Source organism: Streptomyces sp. NPDC001515 (assembly GCF_053597115.1).
Genome location: NZ_JBSFHN010000001.1, coordinates 618597 through 639860 on the forward strand (window position 1 = coordinate 618597; position 21264 = coordinate 639860).

At 71.0% G+C, this 21264-nt stretch carries 20 protein-coding genes and 1 tRNA gene; 7 read left to right on the top strand and 14 right to left on the bottom strand.

The window, feature by feature from the left end; all coding sequences use genetic code 11:
• Positions 1-31: 31 nt before the first annotated feature.
• Positions 32-760 carry a class E sortase gene (locus tag ACWCXC_RS02820; protein WP_450683834.1) on the top strand — a complete coding sequence of 243 codons (729 nt, stop codon included), beginning with the start codon at positions 32-34 and terminating at the stop codon, positions 758-760.
• Between the two features lie 114 nt (positions 761-874).
• Here ACWCXC_RS02820 and pknB read toward each other — a convergent pair whose 3' ends face one another.
• The 6 genes from pknB to ACWCXC_RS02850 all read right to left on the bottom strand — a co-directional run bounded on the left by pknB (position 875) and on the right by ACWCXC_RS02850 (position 8980).
• Positions 875-2857, bottom strand: coding sequence for a Stk1 family PASTA domain-containing Ser/Thr kinase (gene pknB, locus ACWCXC_RS02825; protein ID WP_450683835.1), 1983 nt, complete (start codon positions 2855-2857; stop codon positions 875-877).
• Positions 2858-3023: 166 nt separating this feature from the next.
• On the bottom strand, positions 3024-4484 hold the full coding sequence (locus ACWCXC_RS02830) for a penicillin-binding transpeptidase domain-containing protein (protein ID WP_450683836.1): 1461 nt from the start codon (positions 4482-4484) through the stop codon (positions 3024-3026).
• Positions 4481-5899: an FtsW/RodA/SpoVE family cell cycle protein gene (locus ACWCXC_RS02835; RefSeq protein ID WP_450683837.1), complete on the bottom strand. Its 1419-nt coding sequence runs from the start codon at positions 5897-5899 to the stop codon at positions 4481-4483. Before ACWCXC_RS02835 ends, ACWCXC_RS02830 begins: the two co-directional genes overlap by 4 nt.
• Positions 5900-5922: 23 nt before the next feature.
• Entirely contained in the window at positions 5923-7443 is a 1521-nt protein-coding gene (locus tag ACWCXC_RS02840; protein ID WP_450886185.1) for a Stp1/IreP family PP2C-type Ser/Thr phosphatase, read from the bottom strand.
• Between the two features lie 129 nt (positions 7444-7572).
• Entirely contained in the window at positions 7573-8088 is a 516-nt protein-coding gene (locus tag ACWCXC_RS02845) for an FHA domain-containing protein FhaB/FipA (RefSeq protein ID WP_450683839.1), read from the bottom strand.
• 10 nt (positions 8089-8098) lie between these two features.
• Positions 8099-8980, bottom strand: a complete 882-nt coding sequence (locus ACWCXC_RS02850; protein WP_450683840.1) for an FhaA domain-containing protein — start codon at positions 8978-8980, stop codon at positions 8099-8101.
• Positions 8981-9294: 314 nt separating this feature from the next.
• On the opposite strand from ACWCXC_RS02850, the gene ACWCXC_RS02855 reads away from it, so the two are divergent.
• Positions 9295-9377: transfer RNA gene (locus ACWCXC_RS02855), tRNA-Leu, on the top strand.
• Positions 9378-9598: 221 nt separating this feature from the next.
• Here the strand turns inward: ACWCXC_RS02855 and ACWCXC_RS02860 are convergent.
• Positions 9599-10210: an FMN-dependent NADH-azoreductase gene (locus ACWCXC_RS02860; RefSeq protein WP_450683841.1), complete on the bottom strand. Its 612-nt coding sequence runs from the start codon at positions 10208-10210 to the stop codon at positions 9599-9601.
• A 124-nt stretch (positions 10211-10334) separates the two neighbouring features.
• Between ACWCXC_RS02860 and ACWCXC_RS02865 the strand changes: the two genes are divergently transcribed.
• Entirely contained in the window at positions 10335-10682 is a 348-nt protein-coding gene (locus tag ACWCXC_RS02865; RefSeq protein ID WP_450886188.1) for a winged helix-turn-helix transcriptional regulator, read from the top strand.
• A gap of 150 nt (positions 10683-10832) precedes the next feature.
• Here ACWCXC_RS02865 and ACWCXC_RS02870 read toward each other — a convergent pair whose 3' ends face one another.
• On the bottom strand, positions 10833-11297 hold the full coding sequence (locus ACWCXC_RS02870) for a MarR family winged helix-turn-helix transcriptional regulator (RefSeq protein ID WP_450681336.1): 465 nt from the start codon (positions 11295-11297) through the stop codon (positions 10833-10835).
• Positions 11298-11388: 91 nt separating this feature from the next.
• Between ACWCXC_RS02870 and ACWCXC_RS02875 the strand changes: the two genes are divergently transcribed.
• The 4 genes from ACWCXC_RS02875 to ACWCXC_RS02890 all read left to right on the top strand — a co-directional run bounded on the left by ACWCXC_RS02875 (position 11389) and on the right by ACWCXC_RS02890 (position 16035).
• Entirely contained in the window at positions 11389-12516 is a 1128-nt protein-coding gene (locus tag ACWCXC_RS02875) for a hypothetical protein (protein WP_450886190.1), read from the top strand.
• A gap of 271 nt (positions 12517-12787) precedes the next feature.
• Positions 12788-14245 carry a DUF2252 domain-containing protein gene (locus ACWCXC_RS02880; RefSeq protein WP_450886192.1) on the top strand — a complete coding sequence of 486 codons (1458 nt, stop codon included), beginning with the start codon at positions 12788-12790 and terminating at the stop codon, positions 14243-14245.
• Positions 14246-14753: 508 nt separating this feature from the next.
• A complete protein-coding gene (locus ACWCXC_RS02885; RefSeq protein WP_450681456.1) occupies positions 14754-15620 on the top strand; it encodes a J domain-containing protein in 867 nt (288 codons plus the stop codon).
• 70 nt (positions 15621-15690) lie between these two features.
• Positions 15691-16035 carry a rhodanese-like domain-containing protein gene (locus ACWCXC_RS02890; protein WP_450886401.1) on the top strand — a complete coding sequence of 115 codons (345 nt, stop codon included), beginning with the start codon at positions 15691-15693 and terminating at the stop codon, positions 16033-16035.
• 212 nt (positions 16036-16247) lie between these two features.
• Here the strand turns inward: ACWCXC_RS02890 and ACWCXC_RS02895 are convergent, their stop codons facing one another.
• The 6 genes from ACWCXC_RS02895 to paaA all read right to left on the bottom strand — a co-directional run bounded on the left by ACWCXC_RS02895 (position 16248) and on the right by paaA (position 21210).
• Complete coding sequence (locus ACWCXC_RS02895; protein ID WP_450886194.1) at positions 16248-17519, bottom strand: acyl-CoA dehydrogenase family protein; 1272 nt, start codon at positions 17517-17519, stop codon at positions 16248-16250.
• A 97-nt stretch (positions 17520-17616) separates the two neighbouring features.
• Positions 17617-18675 carry a 2Fe-2S iron-sulfur cluster-binding protein gene (locus ACWCXC_RS02900; RefSeq protein WP_450886196.1) on the bottom strand — a complete coding sequence of 353 codons (1059 nt, stop codon included), beginning with the start codon at positions 18673-18675 and terminating at the stop codon, positions 17617-17619.
• Complete coding sequence (paaD, locus tag ACWCXC_RS02905; protein WP_450886198.1) at positions 18676-19182, bottom strand: 1,2-phenylacetyl-CoA epoxidase subunit PaaD; 507 nt, start codon at positions 19180-19182, stop codon at positions 18676-18678.
• The gene (paaC, locus tag ACWCXC_RS02910) at positions 19176-19877 is read right to left on the bottom strand and encodes a 1,2-phenylacetyl-CoA epoxidase subunit PaaC (protein ID WP_450681342.1); all 702 of its coding nucleotides are present in this window, start codon (positions 19875-19877) and stop codon (positions 19176-19178) included. Before paaC ends, paaD begins: the two co-directional genes overlap by 7 nt.
• Positions 19874-20164 carry a 1,2-phenylacetyl-CoA epoxidase subunit PaaB gene (gene paaB / locus ACWCXC_RS02915; RefSeq protein ID WP_450681343.1) on the bottom strand — a complete coding sequence of 97 codons (291 nt, stop codon included), beginning with the start codon at positions 20162-20164 and terminating at the stop codon, positions 19874-19876. The genes paaC and paaB overlap by 4 nt, the downstream gene beginning before the upstream one ends.
• The gene (gene paaA / locus ACWCXC_RS02920; RefSeq protein ID WP_450886201.1) at positions 20161-21210 is read right to left on the bottom strand and encodes a 1,2-phenylacetyl-CoA epoxidase subunit PaaA; all 1050 of its coding nucleotides are present in this window, start codon (positions 21208-21210) and stop codon (positions 20161-20163) included. Before paaA ends, paaB begins: the two co-directional genes overlap by 4 nt.
• Between the last annotated feature and the right edge of the window lie 54 nt (positions 21211-21264).

A 21264-nucleotide genomic window follows, 5' to 3' on the forward strand; every position in this document is an offset into this window, starting at 1 on the left:
GGCCGAACGACTTCACGACAGGGACGGTGCGGTGGCAGCGAGGACCGAGGACCAAGAGCGGACCGAGGAGTCCGCGCCGCCGGTGAGCCCCCGGGGCCGCCATCCCGTCGCGACCGCCGTCAGCGTCTTCGGCGAACTCCTGATCACCGCGGGGCTCGTGCTCGGCCTGTTCGTCGTCTACTCCCTGTGGTGGACGAACGTCCTCGCGGACCGCGAGGCCACCAAACAGGGCGACACCGTCCGCGACCGCTGGGCCGGCGGACCGGGCGCCCTGGACACCAAGGACGGCATCGGCTTCCTCCACGTCCCCTCGATGAAGAACGGCGAGGTGCTCGTCAAGAAGGGCACCGACACCGACACCCTCAACGACGGCGTCGCCGGTTACTACACCGATCCGGTGAAATCCGCCCTGCCCTCCGACAAGGAGGGCAACTTCACCCTCGCCGCCCACCGCGACGGCCACGGCGCGAAGTTCCACAACATCGACAAGGTCCGCACCGGGGACGCGATCGTCTTCGAGACCAAGGACACCTGGTACATCTACAAGGTCTTCAAGGAACTGCCCGAGACGTCGAAGTACAACGTCGACGTCCTCCAGCCCGTCCCCAAGGGCTCCGGCGCCAAGAAGGCCGGCCGCTACATCACGCTGACGACCTGCACGCCGGTCTTCACCTCCAAGTACCGCTACATCGTCTGGGGCGAGCTGGTCCGCACGGAGAAGGTCGACCGCGACCGCACCAAGCCGGCGGAGCTGCGCTGAGCCCGGCCGCGCCGCGTACCGAAGGCAAGACACGCCGCGTACCGACGGGAAGACACAGGGCCCCGGTCACCTCGCCCGAGGTGACCGGGGCCCTGTGCTGTGGCGGGTGGGTGCCTAGCCGCCCCCGCCGCCGAACGGATTCCCGTTCCCGCCCATGGTCGTCAGCGTGATGACCGTGGTGGCCGGGTCGGCCTGGGTGCCGGCCTGCGGGTCGATGCCGATGACGCGCGCGTTGTCGTCCTGCGGGCTGTTCGCCGCGAACTGGACCTGCGTGAAGCCGGCGTCCGCCAGCTTCTGCCTGGCCTCGGACACCTTGGACCCCATGACCATGGGAACCGCCTGTGTGGCCGGCTGCGCCGGGCCCTTGGACACCTTGAGGATGATCGAGGTGTCCTTGCCCACCTTCTCGTTCGCCGCCGGGTTCTGCTCGACCACGGTGCCCGCCGGCTTCTCGGAGTCGACCTCGCTCTTGCCGATGTTGCTGAAGCCGTTTCCATTCAGCTGGGCGACCGCGTCGTCCCACGAGCGGTCGGTCACCGGAGGCATGGTGATCAGCTTCTCGGTGGCCACCGAGAGCTTCACCTCGGAGTTCTTCTCCGCCTTGGAGTTGCCCTTCGGCGTCTGGTCGAGCACCGTGCCGGGCTCGGCGTCGGAGGACTCGACCGAGGTGACGGTGACCGTGAAGCCCTTCTCCTCAAGGAGCTTGCGGGCGTTGTCCTCGGACTTCTCCGTGACGTCCGGGACCTCGATCTTCGGCGCCCCGCTGGAGACGAACACCGTGATGGTGTCGCCCTCGGAGACCTTCTCCTCCTTGGTCGGAGTCTGGCGGCAGATCTTGCCCGCGGGCTGATCCTTGCACTCCTCCTTGGGGCCTTCCTTGAGGAGCGTGTTGGTGTTGTCGGCGAGCTGCTTGGCTTCCTTGACGGTCGAACCGATCATGTTCGGCGCGTTGAAGGTGCCGTCACCGCTGTCGCCGTCGCCGCCGAAGACCGCCTTGCCGATCAGGATCGCGCCGACCAGCACCAGGATGCCCGCGACGATCAGCAGGATCGTCGAGGTGTTGCTCTTCTTCTGGCGGCGGCGGTCGGGGCGGTCGTCGTAGCCGTAGCCGCCGTCGTCCGGGTTGACCGGCGGCAGCATCGACGTCTGGGCGCCGTTCTGGTCCGCGGCCCGCAGGGCGGTGGTGGGCTGGTCGTTGTCATAGCCGCCGTACCCGCCGTAACCGGCCGCGCCCATCGCCGCGGTGGCGGCGACCGGCTGGCCGTCGAGGCACGCCTCGATGTCGGCGCGCATCTCGTCGGCCGACTGGTAGCGGTAGTCCGGGTCCTTGGTGAGCGCCTTCAGCACGATCGCGTCCATCTCGGGCGTGATCTCGGGGTCGAAGGTGCTCGGCGGCTGCGGTTCCTCCCGTACGTGCTGGTAGGCCACCGCGACCGGGGAGTCCCCGACGAACGGCGGCCGGACCGTCAGCAGCTCGTAGAGCAGGCAGCCGGTCGAGTACAGGTCGGACCGCGCGTCGACCTGCTCGCCCTTGGCCTGCTCCGGGGAGAGGTACTGGGCGGTGCCGATGACGGCCGCGGTCTGGGTCATCGTCATGCCGGAGTCGCCCATCGCACGGGCGATGCCGAAGTCCATGACCTTGACCTGGCCGGTGCGCGTCAGCATGACGTTGGCCGGCTTGATGTCGCGGTGGACGATGCCGGCGCGGTGCGAGTACTCCAGCGCCTGGAGGATGCCGACGGTCATCTCCAGCGTGCGCTCGGGCAGCAGCTTGCGGCCCGAGTGAAGAAGCTCACGGAGCGTCGACCCGTCGACGTACTCCATGACGATGTACGGGATGGAGACCCCGTCGACGTAGTCCTCACCCGTGTCGTAGACCGCGACGATCGCCGGATGGTTGAGCGAGGCGGCGGACTGGGCCTCACGGCGGAACCGGGCCTGGAAGGACGGATCGCGGGCGAGATCCGCCCGCAGCGTCTTCACAGCCACGGTGCGGCCGAGCCGGGTGTCGTGGGCGAGGTAGACCTCGGCCATGCCACCACGGCCGAGCACCGAGCCCAGCTCGTACCGGCCGCCGAGGCGACGCGGCTCTTCCATAACTGTTCCAGCCCTCTCCGTCAGTCCTGACCGCACCGGTGTGCGGTCCGGCGGTGTGCTGTCCGCGCATACGCTACCGGCCGCGCACTACGTGATCAGCCCGCAGGCAATACCTGATATCCGACCGGTATCCAAGGTGCGGGAATGGAGACCGGTGTGAGCGGCCTCACTTCTTCCCGTCGAGGACCGCCTGCATGACCGCCTTCGCGATCGGGGCGGCGAGACCGCCACCGGAGACGTCGGCCCGGGTCGCGTCGCTGTCCTCGACGACCACGGCGACCGCCACCGGGGAGCCGTTGTCCGTCTTCGCGTACGAGATGAACCAGGCGTACGGCTTCTCGCTGTTGTTCAGGCCGTGCTGGGCGGTACCCGTCTTGCCGCCGACCGTGACGCCGCTGATCCGGGCGTTCTGCCCGGTGCCCTTCTCGACGACCGTCTCCATCATCTGCTGGAGCTTCTGGGCGTTCTCCCCCGAGAGCGGCTGGCTCAGCTGCTCCTTCTCGTGGGTGTAGACCGCGTCCAGACCGGGCGTCTGGCGCTCGGCGACCATGTACGGCTGCATCAGCTTGCCGTCGTTGGCGACCGCCGCGGCGACCATGGCCATCTGGAGCGGGGTGGCGCGGTTGGACGCCTGGCCGATGCCGGCCATGGCGTTCTGCGGGCGGTTGTCCTTGGGGTAGATGCTCGCGGTGGCGCGGACCGGCGTGAAGACGTCCTTGTTGAAGCCGAACTTGTTGGCCTCGTCGATCATCGTCTGGTTGCCGAGGTCGTCGCTGATCTTGCCGAAGACCGTGTTGCACGACATCCGCAGCGCTTCCCGCAGCGAGGCGTTCTCGCAGGGGATGTTGCCCTCGTTCTCCAGGTTGCCGGTGGTCAGCGGCAGCCGCCAGGGCAGCGGCGACTTGGTGGCCGCGTCGATGTCTGTGTACAGCCCGTTCTCCAGGGCCGCGGCGGCGGTGACGACCTTGAACGTCGAACCGGGCGGGTACGTCTCGCGCAGGGCCCGGTTGAGCATCGGCTTGTCCGGGTCCTTGCCGAGCTTCTGCCAGGCCTTCGTGTCGGCCTCGGTGTTGCCCGCGAAGGTCGAGGGGTCGTACGAGGGGGTGCTGGCGAGCGCCAGGATGGCGCCGGTCTGCGGGTCGAGCGCCGCGACGGCGCCCTTCTTGTTGCCGAGCCCCTCGAAGGCGGCCTTCTGGGCGGCGCTCACCAGGGTGGTGACGACGTTGCCGCCCTGCTTCTCCTTGCCGGTGAACATGCCCTTCGTACGGTCGAAGAAGAGCTGGTCGTCGTTGCCGGTGAGGATGCCGTCCTCAAGGTTCTCCAGCTGCGTGGCGCCGAAGGCCTGCGAGGAGTAGCCGGTGACGGGGGCCCACATGGGGCCGTTCTCCCAGACGCGCTTGTACTTGAAGTCGCCGCTCTTGGTCTCGACGGAGCCGGTGACGGCTTTTCCGCCGTCCACGATGATGTTGCCGCGCTCGTGCGCGTACCGCTCGATGCGGACGCGGCGGTTCTCGTCGCGGGTGTTGAGCTCGTCCGCCTTCACGTACTGGAGGTAGTTGGTGCGGATGAGCAGGGCCAGGACGAGGATGCCGCAGAAGACCGCGATCCGGCGCAGGGGCTTGTTCACGGGCGAACCACCTGGGTCATCTCGGCGTCGGACGTGGGAGCGGGGGCGGGCGCGGGGCGCCGGGCCGTGTCGCTGATGCGGATGAGGATGCCGATCAGCGCCCAGTTGGCGATCACGGAGGACCCACCCGCGGCGAGGAACGGCATCGTCATACCCGTCAGCGGAATGAGCCCCATGACACCGCCGGCCACCACGAAGACCTGAATGGCGAAGGCGCCGGAGAGGCCGATCGCCAGGAGCTTGCCGAACGGGTCGCGGGCGGCGAGGGCGGTACGGATGCCGCGCTCGATGATGAGCGCGTAGAGCAGCAGGACGGCCATCATCCCGGCGAGCCCCAGCTCCTCACCGACGGTCGAGAGGATGAAGTCGGCGTTGGCGGCGAAGCCGATCAGGTCGGAGTGGCCCTGGCCCCAGCCGGTGCCCAGGGTGCCACCGGAGCCGAAGGACATGATCGCGTTGGAGATCTGCTCGCAGGCGCCGCTGACATCGGTGGAGTAGCAGGCGAACGGGTCCTGCCAGGCGTTCACACGCGACTGCACGTGCGGCTCGAAGGTCGCGACGCCGACCGCGCCGGCCGCGGACATCAGCAGACCGAAGACGATCCAGCTGGTCCGCTCGGTCGCGACGTACAGCATGATCACGAAGAGGCCGAAGAACAGCAGCGACGTACCGAGGTCGGTCTCGAAGACCAGGATCAGGATCGAGAGCGCCCAGATCACGAGGATCGGTCCGAGGTCTCGGCCCCGGGGGAGGTACAGCCCCATGAACCGGCGGCTCGCCAGTGCCAGGGCGTCTCTCTTGACCATGAGGTAGCCGGAGAAGAAGACCGCGATGATGATCTTCGCGAACTCGCCGGGCTGGATGGAGAAGGGGCCCAGACTGACCCAGATCTTGGCGCCGTTCACCGCCGGGAAGAACATCGGCATGATCAGCAGGATCAGCGCGGCCACCATCGAGATGTAGGTGTAGCGCTGGAGGATCCGGTGGTCCTTGAGGATCAGCAGGACGCCGACCAGCAGGGCCACACCGATCGCGGAGTACATCAGCTGCTTGGGGGCGTCCGGCGTGAACTTGCCCCACGCGCCCTCCGCCCGCTGGATCAGCCGCTGCGACTGGTCCAGCCGCCAGATCAGCACCAGCCCCAGCCCGTTGAGCAGCGTGGCCAGCGGCAGCAGCAGCGGGTCCGCGTACGGGGCGAACTTGCGCACCACGAGGTGGGCCACGCCGCCGAGCAGGACCAGGCCGAGGCCGTATCCGAACATGCCGGAGGGCAGCGAGCCGTCGATGGCGAGCCCCACGTTGGCGTAGGCGAACACCGAGATGCCGATGGCGAAGACCATCATCAGCAGTTCGGTGTTGCGCCGGCTCGGTGCGTCGATCGCGCCGATCGTGGTCGTGTTGGTGACAACGCTCATGGTGCTGAAGGCCCCCTACGGCTTTACTGCTTACCGCACTGCGGGACCAGCTTCTTCTCTTCCTCCGAGAGGCTGGGACCGGGAGTGGGAGTCGTGGACGTCTGCTTGCTCTTGGTGCCGCCCGACGACGTCTTGCCGCCGTCGGCCTCGGTCGCGTCCGTCTTGGTGGCGTTCGTCTCCGTGCCGGCGGCCTGGCCCTCGTCGCTGGGGGCGTTCTTCTCGGCCGCGCGCCGTTCCGCGTCCTTCTTGCACGCGCTGGCCTGGGTCGCGAGTTCGGTGATCTTCTCGCGGGCCTCGCCGAGGCTGCCCTCGGCGATCGTGGCCTCGACCTGCTTGCGCTGGTACGGCGGTAGGTACTTGAGTTCGATCTCGGGGTGGTCCGTCTCGACCTTCGAGAGGGAGAGCCACGCCAGGTCCTGGCTGATGCCCCGGTACAGCGCGACGTTGTCGTTCTTCGCGCCGACGTAGAACTGGGTCTGGGTCCAGCGGTAGCCGCCGTAGACCCCGCCGCCGATGACGGCCAGGGCGAGCGCGGTGTACAGCGAGCGCTTGAGCCACTTGCGGCCGCCGGGCTTCACGAAGTCGTCGTCGGTGTAGGCGTCGAAGGAGCCGTTCGGCATGGCGCCGTAGCCCGCGTCGTCACCGCTGCCGGGAGGGCCGAAGCCGCCCGGGGGCGGCGGGACGGGGCGGCCGAGGCCGGCCGCGCGCCCGGCGGGCGTCTGCATCGCGCCGCCGTCGTTCAGCTGCGAATTCTGGTTCTCCGCGACGGCCCCGACGACGACCGGGGTGTCGTTGAGCTGCCCGGCCATGGTGTCGTTGTTGTCGACGTCCAGGACGTCGGCGACGATGCAGGTGATGTTGTCCGGGCCGCCGCCGCGCAGGGCGAGCTGGATCAGCTCCTGGATGGTCTCCTGCGGGCCCTGGTAGCTGGCGAGGGTCTCCTCCAGGGTCTGGTGGGAGACGACGCCGGAGAGCCCGTCGGAGCAGATCAGATAGCGGTCGCCGGCCCGGACCTCGCGGATGGAGAGATCGGGCTCGACGTGGTCGCTGGTGCCCACCGCGCGCATCAGCAGGGAGCGCTGCGGGTGGGTGGTGGCCTCCTCCTCGGTGATCCGGCCCTCGTCGACCAGCCGCTGGACCCAGGTGTGGTCCTGCGTGATCTGGGTCAGGACGCCGTCGCGCAGCAGATAGGCGCGGGAGTCCCCGATGTGGACGAGGCCGAGGCGCTGGCCGGTCCACAGGAGGGCGGTCAGCGTGGTGCCCATGCCCTCCAGCTGCGGGTCCTCCTGGACCATCAGGCGCAGCTGGTGATTGGCCTGCTGGGCGGCGGTGCCGAGCGAGGTCAGGATGTCGGAGCCGGGCACGTCGTCGTCGAGCTGGACGAGGGCGGAGATCACCTCGGAGCTGGCGACCTCGCCGGCCGCCTGGCCGCCCATGCCGTCGGCGATGGCCAGGAGACGGGGGCCGGCGTAGCCGGAGTCCTCGTTGCCCTCCCGGATCATGCCCTTGTGCGATCCGGCGGCGAAGCGCAGGGAAAGACTCATGCGCACCTCACCCGTCGGTTCGGGGTACAGCCGGTCTCGAGCCACACTGCCCACCCTCCGGTCGGGAGCCTGGCCGGGTCCGATGCCCGGACCGCCGCGGCTCGCTCGCTCCGCTCGCTCATTGTCGTACTACTTCCGCAGCTCGATGACGGTCTTGCCGATCCGGATCGGCGCGCCCAGCGGAACAGGCGTGGGGGTGGTGAGGCGGGTCCGGTCCAGATACGTGCCGTTGGTGGACCCGAGATCCTCGACGATCCACTGGCCGTCACGGTCGGGGTAGATCCTGGCATGCCTGCTGGACGCGTAGTCGTCGTCCAGCACGATCGTTGAGTCATGGGCGCGGCCGAGCGTGATGGTCTGGCCCTGGAGCGCCACCGTGGTGCCGGTGAGCGTCCCCTCGGACACGACCAGCTTGGTCGGGGCGCCGCGGCGCTGGCGCCCGGGCTGCTGGCGCTGCTGGGGCGGCGCCGAGGCGTTCTGGCGCGTCTGTGGGGCGCGTCCGTCGGGCGCGGTGCGGCGCGAGCCGCGCTGCGTGACGCGCGTTCCGAACAGATCGCTGCGAATGACCTGCACGGCCACGATCACGAACAGCCACAGAACAGCCAGGAAACCTAGCCGCATGACCGTCAGGGTCAGCTCTGACATTGCCCCCGCTTCACCCTTCGGCTTGCCGGTAAACGATGGTGGTGCTGCCCACGACGATCCGCGAGCCGTCGCGGAGCGTAGCGCGGGTGGTGTGCTGCCCGTCCACCACGATGCCGTTGGTGGACCCGAGATCCTGGATCGTCGAGGGCGTTCCGGTCCGGATCTCACAGTGCCGGCGGGAGACGCCGGGGTCGTCGATCCGCACGTCGGCGTCGGTGCTGCGGCCCAGCACCAGCGTCGGGCGGGAGATCTGATGGCGGGTGCCGTTGATCTCGATCCAGCGCCTCATCTGCGCGTGGGGCAGGGGGCTGGGGGCCGGCGGGCGCCGGTCGTGGGCCGGTCCGCCGTGCCCGCCGCCCGGGGGCGGTCCCGGGGGCATGGGCGGAGCGGCGGTGGGCGGGTAGCCGTAGCCGCCGGGCGCCTGGTGGCGGCCCGGGGCCGGACGGCCGGGCGGTGCGCCCGGTCCCGGCTGGTTCTGGAAGGGCTGCTGGCCGCCGGGCTGGCCCTGCTGTGACGAACTCGACGCGAGGGTGCGGCTGCGCACCCGGTAGAGACCGGTGTCGAGGTCCTCGGCCTTCTCCAGGTGGACCTTGATCGGTCCCATGAAGGTGTACCGCTGCTGCTTGGCGTAGTCCCGGACCAGGCCCGAGAGTTCGTCGCCGAGCTGGCCGGAGTAGGGGCTGAGCCGCTCGTAGTCCGGGGCGCTCAGCTCCACGATGAAGTCGTTGGGGACGACGGTCCGCTCGCGGTTCCAGATGGTGGCGTTGTTGTCGCACTCGCGCTGGAGGGCGCCCGCGATCTCGACCGGCTGGACCTCGGACTTGAAGACCTTGGCGAAGGTGCCGTTGACCAGACCTTCGAGACGCTGCTCGAAACGCTTCATGACTCCCACGGGGCACCTCCTCCGGTGTCATCGTCCCTGTACTGCTTACTGATCGTATCCACGCGTCGGGAAATCGGCTGGTTCCCCTTGTCTGCACTGCGGATGAGTGTCCCCCCTCACACGGATCGTAGAGGCGGCCTCCTGACAGTGTCCCGCACCTTGGGTGCACTCAGGAGGAGTGGGGGGCGGCCGCTCCGGGTTCCCGGTTCCCTCCCGAGGTTCCTCGAAACAAACGGATGTGAATCCACCCTGCCCAGCGTGCTAATCTTCCGTTTGTCGCCAGGCGATCGCAGAACAAGCGAAGGTCTGGAAACACCACTCATGCGCGAGTGGCGGAACGGCAGACGCGCTGGCTTCAGGTGCCAGTGTCCTTAGGGACGTGGGGGTTCAAATCCCCCCTCGCGCACAAGAGAGAAGCCCCGCAGGCCCACGGTCTGCGGGGCTTCTTCTGTTGCTCCTGCGGTACGGACGGCGGCGACGGAGTCGGCGCCCCCGGGGCGTTCGTTTCACGTGAAACGTCCGATTGTGATGTACGGGAAGGGGGCCGGGGTTCCATGAACCCCGGCCCCCTTCGTGCCGCTCGGGCTGCCCCCCGCGAGATGCGGGAGGTTTTTCGCGACGCTCGGATCAGGCGGCGAGCTTGGCGGCGAGCGCCTTGGCCTTGTCCTCGGCGTCGGTCAGGGCCTTCGCCTTGGACGTCTCGGCGAGCGGGATCAGCTCGGCCATCTGCGGGTTGACGTGGGCCAGCGTGAGCTCCGGCACGATGAAGTCCACCTCGGCGGCGAACATCGAGGTGAGCAGCTTCTCCAGGTAGTTCTGGACGAACTCGGCGTCCGCGCGCGGGGTGCCCTCGGCGTACGAACCGCCACGGCTGGCGACGACGGTGATCGGGGTGCCGGCGACCGGGCTGTCGGGGCCCACGTTGAGGCCCACGATGATCACGTGGTCGAGCCAGGCCTTCAGGGTCGACGGAATCGAGAAGTTGTACATCGGCGCACCGATCAGGACCGCGTCGGCGGCGGCCAGCTCGGCCGCGAGTTCGGCGCGCAGCGGGTGCTCGGCACCGGCCGCGGCGGCTGCGGCGTCCAGGTGCGGAAGCGGGTCGGCGGCCAGGTCGCGGTAGACGACCTCCCCGTCAGGGTGCTGCTCGCGCCAGGTCCGGACAAAGGCGGCGGTGACTTCGCGCGACGCGGAGCCCTGGGGGAACACGGCGGAGTCGAGGTGCAGAAGCGTGGCCATGAGGGGTCTCCATGGGGTAGCGGATCGACTGAGAAGTAAGCAGCCGAGGTTTCGTATGCACCTATTAATAACATAGGGGCTTACGAATAGTAAGTCCCGCACGGTGACGCAGTACCCTGGGGGCATGGCGGATCACGGCGAGCAGGCGTGCAGGCGGGTGGATGTCGGCATCAGCCGCGTCTTCGAGCTGTTCGGCAAGCGCTGGACGGGGCCGATCGTCTCCGTGCTGATGCAGCAGCCGGTGCACTTCGCCGATCTGCGGCGGGCGATCCCGGGCATCAGTGAGCGGATGCTCTCCGACCGGTTGTCCGAGCTGGGGGCGTCGGGCCTGGTGGTCCGCGAGGTCGACGAGGGACCGCCGCTGCGGGTCTCGTACCGGCTGACCGAGGCGGGTGCCGCGATGGAGCCCGCGCTCAAGGAGCTGGGCCGCTGGGCCGAGACGCATCTGCGGGACGGCATCGGCGGCTGCTAGGACGTGTGGTGAAAGTAGCGCCGTCCGCCAGAGCGGGCGGCACTTTCATAACACGCCCTTAGCTTAGGGGACGCCCCGGGGGAAGGGCGCGGCTGCCGGCGAACGGCCCTTGTGGGCGGGCTCGCCTGCGGGGCGCCAGGGCGGTGAGGTTCAGACGGCGGGGTCGTTCGGGCCGTCGGGGCCGCCCGAGGCGTTGTACCGGAGCAGATAGTCCGCGAAGCGCGCGAGATCCTCTTCCGTCCACTCCGCGAGCCGTTCCTGATAGGCGGCGCGGCGGCTGGCCTGGGTCGAGGCGAGCGCCCGGGTGCCGGCCTCGGTGGGGTGGAGCACCTGGATGCGGTGGTCGTCCGGGTCCGGATGGCGTTCGACCAGACCCAGCTTCTCCAGCGTGCCGATCTGCCGGCTGACCGTGGACTTGTCCAGCATGTAGTGCGCGGCCAGGTCCGTGGCGCGACAGCCGTGCCGGTCGTCGATGTGTGCCAGCAGCGTGTACGAGACCAGGGGCAGCTCCGGATGCAGGCGGGCCGCTGCGGCGCGCGCCCGGCGCGCGAACGCGGTCAGCTCGCGCTGGATGACGTCCAGCGACTCTTCGCGGTCCTCCGGGGTGCCTGGCACGGGTTCACCTTTCTCGACTTTTCAGTTGTATAGTACAACGGAATAGGAGTTGTAAAAGCCAACCATTTGTCGATCTTCCGGAGCGTTCCCGATGTCCTCGTCCTCAGGCCCGAGCGCCGCGCCCGGCTCCACCGCCGCCGCGCTGCGCCATGTGCTCAGCCATCTCGTCACGCCACTGCTCATGTGCGTCGGCATGGGGCTGGCCTACCTCGGGGCCTTCCACGCCCCCGAACCGCATGATCTGCGGGTGGACGTGGTCGGCTCCGGAGCGAGCGCCCAGGTGCTCGCGCAGACCCTCCAGGACCAGGGCGACGGCGCCCTGACCGTCCGCACGGTCGCCGACCGCGCCACGGCGGTCGACCACCTCAGGACCCAGGACAGCTACGGCGCCTACGTGCCCGGCGCCCACCCCGAACTGCTGGTGGCCTCGGCGTCGTCCGACACCAGCGCGACCGTGGTGGAGAAGGTGTTCACCGAGGTCGCGGCGGGCCAGGGCGCCCCGCTGAAGGTGACGGACACGGCCCCCACCGCCGACGGCGACCCGACCGGACAGGGCATCTTCTTCCTGCTGGTCGCGGTGAGCATCGGTTCGTACGCCTCCGTCGCCGTGATCGGGGGCGCCGGCGCGGCGCTGCCGCTGAGGATCAGGGCGGCCCTGGCGGCGGGCGCCTCGCTCGTGGTCAGCGCGATCGGCGCGGTCTTCGCCGGACCCCTCTTCGGGCTGGTGGACCACGGGCTCGGCGGGCTGTGGGCGATGGCGTGGCTCTACGCCGCCGGCATCCTGCTGATCGGCGTCGGGCTGCACACCTTCCTGAAGCGCTGGACCACGCTGGGCGTCATGGTCCTGTTCGTCATGCTGAACTTCACCAGCTCCGGCGGGATCTTCCGGCCCGAACTCCAGCCCGGCTTCTTCGGCGCCCTGCACGCCTTCTGGAACGGGGCGGGCTTCGTCGAGGGCGTGCGCGGCCACGTCTACTTCGGCGGCCACGGGCTCGGCCGCAACGTGCTGGTGCTGACGCTCTGGCTCGTGGCGGGCCTGGTGCTGATGGGCCTCGCCGGTCTGGCCGAGCGCAGGCGGAGGGCCGTCGCGGCGGCCGGGACGTCCGCCCCGGTGGCGGCGGCCCCGGCGGCGCCTGCGGGGGAGCGGCGCGAGGTCCCGGCGGAGCCGGAGGCGGAGAGCGCGGCCGAGGAGGAGATGGAGGAGGCCGTAGGCGTGTGACCTGCGCAAATCTCTGAGGCAATGCCTGAGAGGTGTCCGGCCGGGCATCCGTGACGGCACGCGCTCACGGACGCCCGGCCGGGGCGCGTGACCGGGGCCCGGAGCGCTCGCGGGCGGCCGGTCCGTGACGTTGTCCACAGGCCCCTTCAGGGGTTGTCCACAGGGGCAGACGGGTGCGGGTGGACGGCGGTACGGTCAGCGGTAGTTGATGTTGGACCGGGGACGCCGGGCGCCGAGCGGGCGTCGGCCGGGTCGGGGGAGGCTGCGCGCCATGAGTGACATCGAAGCGACGACGGTGCCCGTGCAGCGGGACGGGTACGGGGGCCCGCGCATTCCGGTGGTGCCCGGGTTCGCCCGCCGCCCGGCCGCCGGGCCGGACGGTTCGGCGGCCCCCTCGCCGAGGGACGCGGGCAAGGCCCTGCGGCAGAGCGTGCCGCGCTCCTCGCACGCCTCCCTGACCCCGCCGCAGGGCCGGCCGGACGCGGTGCGGGCGGTCGAGGAGTCGAACCGGGGCAGGGTGCCCGCGCTGACGCCGATACGGGTGGGGCGGATGGCGGCCACCCCGTTCGCGTTCCTGCGCGGATCGGCCGGGCTGATGGCCCACGACCTGGTCGGGACGCCCGTCACCGGCGTGACCGCCCAGCTCTGCGGCGACGCGCACGCGGCCAACTTCGGTCTCTACGGCGACGCGCGGGGCAGCCTCGTCATCGACCTCAACGACTTCGACGAGACCGTGGTGGGGCCCTGGGAGTGGGACCTCAAGCGGCTCGCCACCTCGCTGGTCCTCGCGGGCCGCGAGGCCGGGGCCGACGAGGACACCTGCCGCAGGGGCGCGTACGACACGGTGGGCGCGTACCGGCGGACGATGCGGCTGCTGGCCAAGCTCCCCGCGCTGGACGCGTGGAACGCGATCGCCGACGAGGAGTTGGTCTCGCACACGGATGCCCGCGATCTGCTGGGCACGCTGGAGCGCGTCTCCGAGAAGGCCCGGAACAACACCAGCGCCCGCTTCGCCGCGAAGTCGACGGAGGCCACCGAGGACGGCGGACGCCGGTTCGTCGACGCGCCCCCGGTGCTGCGCCGGGTTCCGGACGCGGAGGCCGCGGCCGTGGCGGCGGGGCTCGGCCCCTATCTGGACACCGTGTCCGAGGACCGGGTGCCGCTGCTCGCGCGGTACGCCATCCAGGACGTGGCGTTCCGCGTGGTCGGCACGGGCAGCGTGGGGACCCGGTCGTACGTGGTGCTGCTGCTGGACCACCGGGGCGAGCCGCTGGTGCTCCAGGTGAAGGAGGCCAGACCCTCGGTGCTGGTCCCCCATCTGGCCGCCGCGGGATTCGCCGTCCCCGAGGTCGCGCACGAGGGGCGTCGTGTGGTGCTCGGGCAGAAGCGGATGCAGGTGGTCAGCGACATCCTGCTGGGCTGGGCGACCGTGGAGGGACGCCCGTTCCAGGTGCGGCAGTTCAGGAACCGCAAGGGCAGCGTCGATCCGGCGGCCCTGGCGGCCGACCAGGTCGACGACTACGGCCGGATGACCGGCGCGCTCCTGGCCCGAGCCCATGCCCACAGCGCGGACCCCCGGCTGATCGCGGGGTACTGCGGCAAGAACGACGAACTGGACGAGGCCGTGGCCGCGTTCGCCGTGACGTACGCGGACCGCACCGAGGCGGACCACGCCGAACTGGTCCGGGCGATCGCCTCGGGCCGGACAGCCGCCGAGCAGGGGGTGTGACGGCCGCTCCGCCGACCGCGCGTCCTCGGCACGGTGGCCGTGGCCATACGCTGGACGGGTGACCGACGAAGCCGCCGGGGTACCGACCTCCCGGAACGACGATGCCCGGCAGGACGACCTCCTGCCGCACGAGCAGGCCGGCTCCCCGGCCGAGACGCCCGCAGCGACCGCCGACGCGCGCGCGGAGGGCACGGCCTCCGCGGGGAGCGCGGATGCCGCCGAGGCCGCCTCGGTGTCCGCCTTCGGCGCGGACGCCGAGGCCGGTACCACGGGAGCCGGTGACGGCTCGGGGGGCGGTTCCGTGGACGGCTCCGGCGTGGCTTCGGCCGGCGGTGCCGGCGAGGGCTCGTTCGGCGGTGCCGGCGAGGGCTCGTTCGGCGGTGTCGGCGAGGGCTCGTTCGGCGGTTCCGGTACGGGGTCGGCCGACGCTTCCGGTGCGGGTGGCGGGCCTGGTGCGGGTGGCGGGGCCGATGTGGCCGACGCGTCCGGTGTGGGCGATGCGTCCGGTGTGGGCGATGCGTCCGGTGTGGGCGATGGGGCCGGTGCGGGTGACGGGTCCGGTGCGCCTGAGGCGCGGGGCGAGGGTGACGGGGGCGGGGACGAGCGGCCCGAGGCGCGGCTGGCGCGGGCCGTGCGGGTGGCCGAGCAGGCGTTGATCGAGTTCGAGATCGCGGTGGAGACCTTCCGCGTCGAGGTCGAGAACTTCTCCCGGCTGCACCACCAGCGGCTCGGCCCCATGTACGCCCGGCTCGACGAGTTGGACGCGCAGATCGCGGAGGCGCGGGCGGCCCGCACGGGAGATCCGGAGGACCTCCGCAAGGCGCAGGACGCGCGCTCCATGGTGCTGCCCATGCCCGGGGTCGATGAACTGTTCCACGACTGGATCGACTCGGACGGCCTGTCCCCCGAGGCCGCCGCCATGCTGACCGAGCAGCCCGTCCGGCCGCCCAAGCGGGTCCGCCCGACCGACGAGGCCCGCAAGCTCTACCGCGAACTGGCGCGCAAGGCCCACCCGGACCTGGCCCAGGACGAGACGGAGCGGGCCCGCCGGGAGGAGTTCATCACCCGGGTGAACGGAGCCTACGGGCGCGGCGACGAGGCGCTGCTCAGGGAGCTGGCCGAGGAGTGGGCGGCGGGCCCGGTCCAGCCCGAGGCGGAGCTGGGCGAGGCCGACGAGCTCTACGCCCGGCTGAACTGGCTCACCCAGCGCAAGGAACTGCTGACCGTGCTGGCCCAGGAGCTGGAGGAGAGCGCCATCGGCGCCATGCTGCGGATGGCCCCGGACGACCCCGACCAGCTGCTGGAGGAGATCGCCGAACAGCTGCTCGGCGAGGTCGCCCGGCGTGAGAACGAGCTGGCCGCCCTGGTGCAGTAGCGTTTCCGGTGAGCCCGGCGCACTGATCCGGCCGCACCGATTCGGCGCATCGACGAGAGAAGGCATGACCATGAATTACGCCCCGCTCCCCGCGGTCGACGTCACCGCGGTCCCGGCGGACGGCCTGGTGCTGGACGTCCGGGAGGCCGACGAATGGGCGGCCGGACATGTCGAAGGCGCCCTGCACATCCCGATGAGCGAGTTCGTGGCCCGGTTCGGTGAGCTGACCGAGGCGGCGGAGGACGGCCGGCGCGTGCATGTGATGTGCCGGGTCGGCGGCCGTTCAGCCCAGGTCACCCAGTATCTGGTGCAGCAGGGCGTCGACGCCGTGAACATCGACGGCGGCATGCTCGCCTGGGAAAGCGCGGGGCGCCCCATGGTCACCGACCACGGCGGTCAGGCGTTCGTCGCCTGACCTCCCCCGCGCCTGCCCCCGGCCCCGCGCCGGGCCCGGCGCCCTGCGCCTGCCCCTGGCCCTGGCGCCGCGCGCCTGCCCCGGCCCTGCGCCTGCCTCGGTGCTTTGCGCCTCGCCCTCCCGGCGCCGACCCGCTGGCGCCCCTGGCTTCCCGCCCGCCCCCGCGCCTGACTTCTTGTCTGCCCGCGCCGGCCCCGCGTCGGCCCGTCCGGTCAGTCGGCGGGATGGGTGGCCAGCAGGTCGCCCAGGGCCTCCTCATGGGCCGCTGCCGGGCCGAGGGAGAGTTCGATCTGCTTCGCCCAGGCGTGGAAGCGGTGCAGGGGGTAGTCGGTGTCCGCGCCGAAGCCTCCGTGCAGGTGCTGAGCCGTCTGTACGACCCTCCGGACCCCTTCGGACGCCCAGATCTTGGCCACCGCGACATCGGCGGCCGGTGGCAGCTCGCCCGCCCCGCCGACGGAGATCCGCCAGGCGGCCTGCCAGAGGGTCACCTCCATGGCCCGCAGATCGATGTAGCGGTCCGCCGCCTGCACGGCGACCGCCTGGAACGTCGCCACCGGGAAGCCGAACTGCTCGCGCTTGCCCGTGTACGCACTCGTCATGGCGAGCACCGCCTCGCCCAGGCCCAGCGCGAGGGCGCAGGTTCCCGTGGTGAGCAGCGAGCGCAGCCACTCCCAGGCGCCGGGAGCGTCGATCAGCTCACGTGCCGTCACGCGCACCGCGTCCAGCCGTACCTCGCCCAGGAGTTCGCCGTTCGTCGAGACCTGCTCCGCGACGGTGACGCCCTCCTGGTCGCGGCGGACCAGCGCCACGACGGCGCGGCCGTCGCCGGTCTGCGCCGGTACCGCGATCAGGTCCGAGACCTGAGCCCATGGCACCCCCGACTGCACGCCGTCCAGGATCCACCCCGCCTCTGCACCCTTCCCGGTGCCGGTGCCGGTGCTTGTGCTTGTGCCTGTGCCGGATCGGATGGCGTCCGCACCGTCTGCCTCACCCGGCCCGCCCCCGCCCTCCCCGTCAGCCCTGTCCGCCCGGTCCGCTCCCTGCGGTCCGTCCGGGCGGGCGGTGACGGATCGTTCCGCCGGGTCGTGGCCCGTGCGGCCGTTGGCGCCGACGGTCAGGACCAGCTCTCCCCGGCCGACACGGGGCAGTAGCTCGGCAGCCAGGCCCCGGTCCCCGTACCGGTCCAGTGCCGTCGCCACCGCGCAGGTCTCCAGCAGCGGCACCCGGGCGAGCACCTTGGCGGACTCCCGCAGCACCAGGCAGAGCGCGATCGGGTCCAGGCCGGCACCGCCGTGCTCCGGGGCCAGGGTCAGGCTCAGCAGGTCGCCGCCGGCCAGTCGGGCCCACAGCGGCCGGTCGATGTCCTCGGCCACGGCCCCCGGCACGAGAGCGGGGCTCGGCACGGCGTCCGGGGCGACGCCCGAGAAGACGGCCCGCGCCGCCTCGGCCGCTGCCTGCTGTTCCTCGGTGAAGGTGAAGTCCACTGTCCCGGCCTCCCGCGAACCGCTGTGTCCGTACCCTGACCTGACGGAGCGTCAAGATAGAACAGGTTCTACAAGAAGGGAACAGTCCGCCGCGCGGTCAGCGGTCGAAGTCCAGCTCCACCTCCCCGGTCACCGGATGCGACTGGCAGGCCAGCACATACCCCGCCTCCATCTCCTCCGGCTCCAGCGCGTAGTTGCGGTCCATCCGCACCTCGCCCCTGACCAGGAACGCGCGGCAGGTGCCGCACACCCCGCCCTTGCAGGCGTACGGCGCGTCCGAACGGCTGCGGAGCACCGTCTCCAGGAGCGATTCGCCGTCCTCCACCGGCCAGGTGCCCGAGCGCCCGTCCAGATGCGCGGTGAGCGTGCTCCGTGCGGAGGTCGCGGCCCTCGGCCGGGCGACGGCCCCCGGGGCATCCTCGACGTGGAAGATCTCCTGGTGCACGCGGCCGCGGTCGACCCCCAGGCCGTGCAGCGCCTCCTCGGCGGCCCGCACCAGGCCGAGCGGCCCGCACAGGTACCAGCCGTCGATGCCGGCGACGGGGAGCAGCGCCGGGAGCAGGGCGGTGAGCCGCTCGCGGTCGAGCCGGCCGGAAGGGAGGCCCGCCTGCTGCTCCTCCCGGGAGAGCACGGTGACCAGCTGGAAGCGGTCCGGGAAGCGGTCCTTCAGGTCGGCGACCTCGTCGAGGAACATCGTGGAGGCGGCGGTCCGGTCGCTCCGGACCAGGCAGAACGAGGCGTCGGGCTCGCGGTCCAGCAGCGTCGCGGCGATGGAGAGCACCGGGGTGATCCCGCTGCCGCCGACGATCGCCGCGAACCGGCCGGGGCGCGGCGCGATGACGAAGCGGCCCATCGGGGGCATCGCCTCGACCACGTCCCCGACGGCCAGTTCCTTGAACGCGTAGGTGGAGAAGGCCCCGCCGTCGACGAGCCGGATGCCCACGCGCAGCACCGGCTCGGCCGGTCGCTCGGTGGCCGGGGCGCAGATCGAGTACGACCGCCGGATCTCCTCGCCGGCCACGGTGTAGCGGATGTTGAGGTGCTGGCCGGGCTTGTGGCGGAAGGTTTCGCGCAGCTCGGGCGGCACGGCGAAGGTGACGGCCACCGCGTCGTCCGTGAGCCGTTCGATCGCGCTGACCCGGAGCGGATGGAACATCTACAACTCCTTGAAGTGGTCGAACGGTTCGCGGCACGACACACAGCGGCGCAGCGCCTTGCAGGCGGTCGACGAGAAACGGCTGAGCAACTCCGTGTCGGTGGAGCCGCAGTGCGGGCAGCGCACCGACAGCGTCAGCGGCACGGGTCCGGAGGAAGGGGCGGACGCGTCGTGCGGCCGGGGCGGCGCGATGCCGAACTCGGCCAGTTTGCGCCGCCCTTCCGCGCTGATGTCGTCGGTCGACCACGCGGGGGAGAGCACGGTCTCGACGGAGACCTCTGCCATGCCGTGGTCGTGCAGCACGCGCTCGATGTCGGCGGACATCGTCTCCATGGCGGGGCAGCCGGTGTACGTCGGGGTGAGGCGCACCGTGACCCTGCCCGGGGCGAGGACGTCCACCCCGCGCAGCACCCCCAGCTCCTCAAGGCTCAGCACGGGCAGCTCCGGATCGGGAACCGAGCCCGCGAGGGCGAACAGCTCCTCCTCCAGGGGGGTCCGGGTCACCATGACGCCCCCGGGTGGCTGCGGTGCAGATGCTGCATCTCGGCGAGCATCCGGCCGAAGGGCTCGGTGTGGAGGCCCTGCCGCCCGGCGCCGGCGGCCCACGCCCCCGACCGGGGACCGGTCGGCACGGACAGCGTCGCCCGCTCCAGGAGCGCGGTCACCGACTCCAGCCAGCCGTCCCGCAGCGCCTGCCAGTCCACGTCCACGCCTTCGACGGGCTGGAACAGCTCGTCGGTGAACCGCCACAGCGCGTCCAGCCCGCGCTGCATGCGCGCGTGGCTCTCGTCCGTGCCGTCGCCGAGGCGCAGGGTCCACTGTTCGGCGTGGTCCCGGTGGTAGGCCACCTCCTTGACGGCCTTGGCCGCCAGACCGGCGAACGGGCCGTCTCCGGAGGCCAGTTGTCCGTACAGTCCGTGCTGGTAGACGGAGAAGTAGAGCTGGCGGGCGATGGTGTGCGCGAAGTCGCCGTTCGGCTGCTCGACCAGTTGGACGTTCCGGAAGGCGCGCTCCTCGCGGAGAAAGGCCAGCTCGTCCTCGTCTCCCTCCAGGGAGAGCAGGACCCGGGCCTGTCCGAGCAGGTCCAGCGCGATGTTGGCGAGGGCTACCTCCTCCTCCAGCACCGGGGCGTGGCCCGCCCACTCCCCCAGCCGGTGCGACAGCACCAGCGCGTCGTCGCCGAGGGCGAGGGCTGCGGTCACAGGTGCTTCACCCCGTCCGGGATCGCGTAGAACGTCGGGTGGCGGTAGGGCTTGTCGCCGGCCGGCTCGAAGAAGGCGTCCTTCTCGTCGGGCGAGGAGGCCGTGATCGCGCTGGAGGGGACCACCCAGAGCGAGACGCCCTCCGAGCGGCGGGTGTACAGATCACGGGCGTTGCGCAGGGCCATCTCCGCGTCCGGCGCGTGCAGGCTGCCGGCGTGGGTGTGCGAGAGGCCGCGCCGGGAGCGCACGAACACCTCCCACAGTGGCCAGTCGGTCGAGCTGCTCATGCTGTCGCCTCCCTCTTCGTGCCGTCCGTCGTTGCGGCGTGGGCCACCGTCGCGCTCGTGCGCGATGCCGTCGTGTGTTTCGCCGCGTGGGCCGCGGCGGCCTCGCGGACCCAGGCGCCCTCCTCGTGGGCGCGCCGACGCTGGGTGAGCCGCTGCTCGTTGCACGGCCCGTTGCCCTTCAGGACCTCCTGGAATTCGGCCCAGTCGATCGCCCCGAAATCGTGCTGACCGCGCTCCTCGTTCCACCGAAGATCCGGGTCGGGGAGGGTGAGACCGAGGGCCTCGGCCTGCGGGACGCAGATGTCCACGAAGCGCTGCCGCAGTTCGTCGTTGGAATGCCGCTTGATCTTCCAGGCCATCGACTGGGCCGAATGCGCCGAGGCGTCGTCCGGAGGACCGAACATCATCAGGGACGGCCACCACCAGCGGTCCACCGCGTCCTGGGCCATCGCGTGCTGCGCGGGCGTCCCGTTGCTGAGGGCGAGCAGGAGTTCGTAGCCCTGGCGCTGGTGGAAAGACTCCTCCTTGCAGACACGGACCATGGCCCGTGCGTACGGACCGTAGGAGCAGCGGCAGAGCGGGACCTGGTTGGTGATCGCGGCGCCGTCCACCAGCCAGCCGATGGCGCCCACGTCCGCCCAGGTCAGCGTCGGGTAGTTGAAGATCGATGAATAGCGCTGGCGGCCCGCGTGCAGCTTGTCGAGCAGTTCGTCGCGGCCGACGCCGAGCGTTTCGGCCGCGCTGTAGAGATACAGCCCGTGCCCGGCCTCGTCCTGGACCTTGGCCATCAGGATGGCCTTGCGGCGCAGGGACGGCGCGCGCGTGATCCAGTTGGCCTCCGGCTGCATGCCGATGATTTCCGAGTGCGCGTGCTGGGCTATTTGCCTGACCAGCGAGGCGCGGTAGGCCTCGGGCATCCAGTCGAGGGGCTCGATGCGCTCGTCGGCCGCCACCGCGGCGTCGAACGCCGCCGCGAGAGCCGCCTCCACCCCTTCGGCGCCCCCCGCTGCCGTCTGCGCTGTCTGGCTCGCAGCCACTGCCGCCATCCCGGACTCCCTACCGACCGATCGTTCGGTTCTCTGTCTTCAATGGTGTGTCCG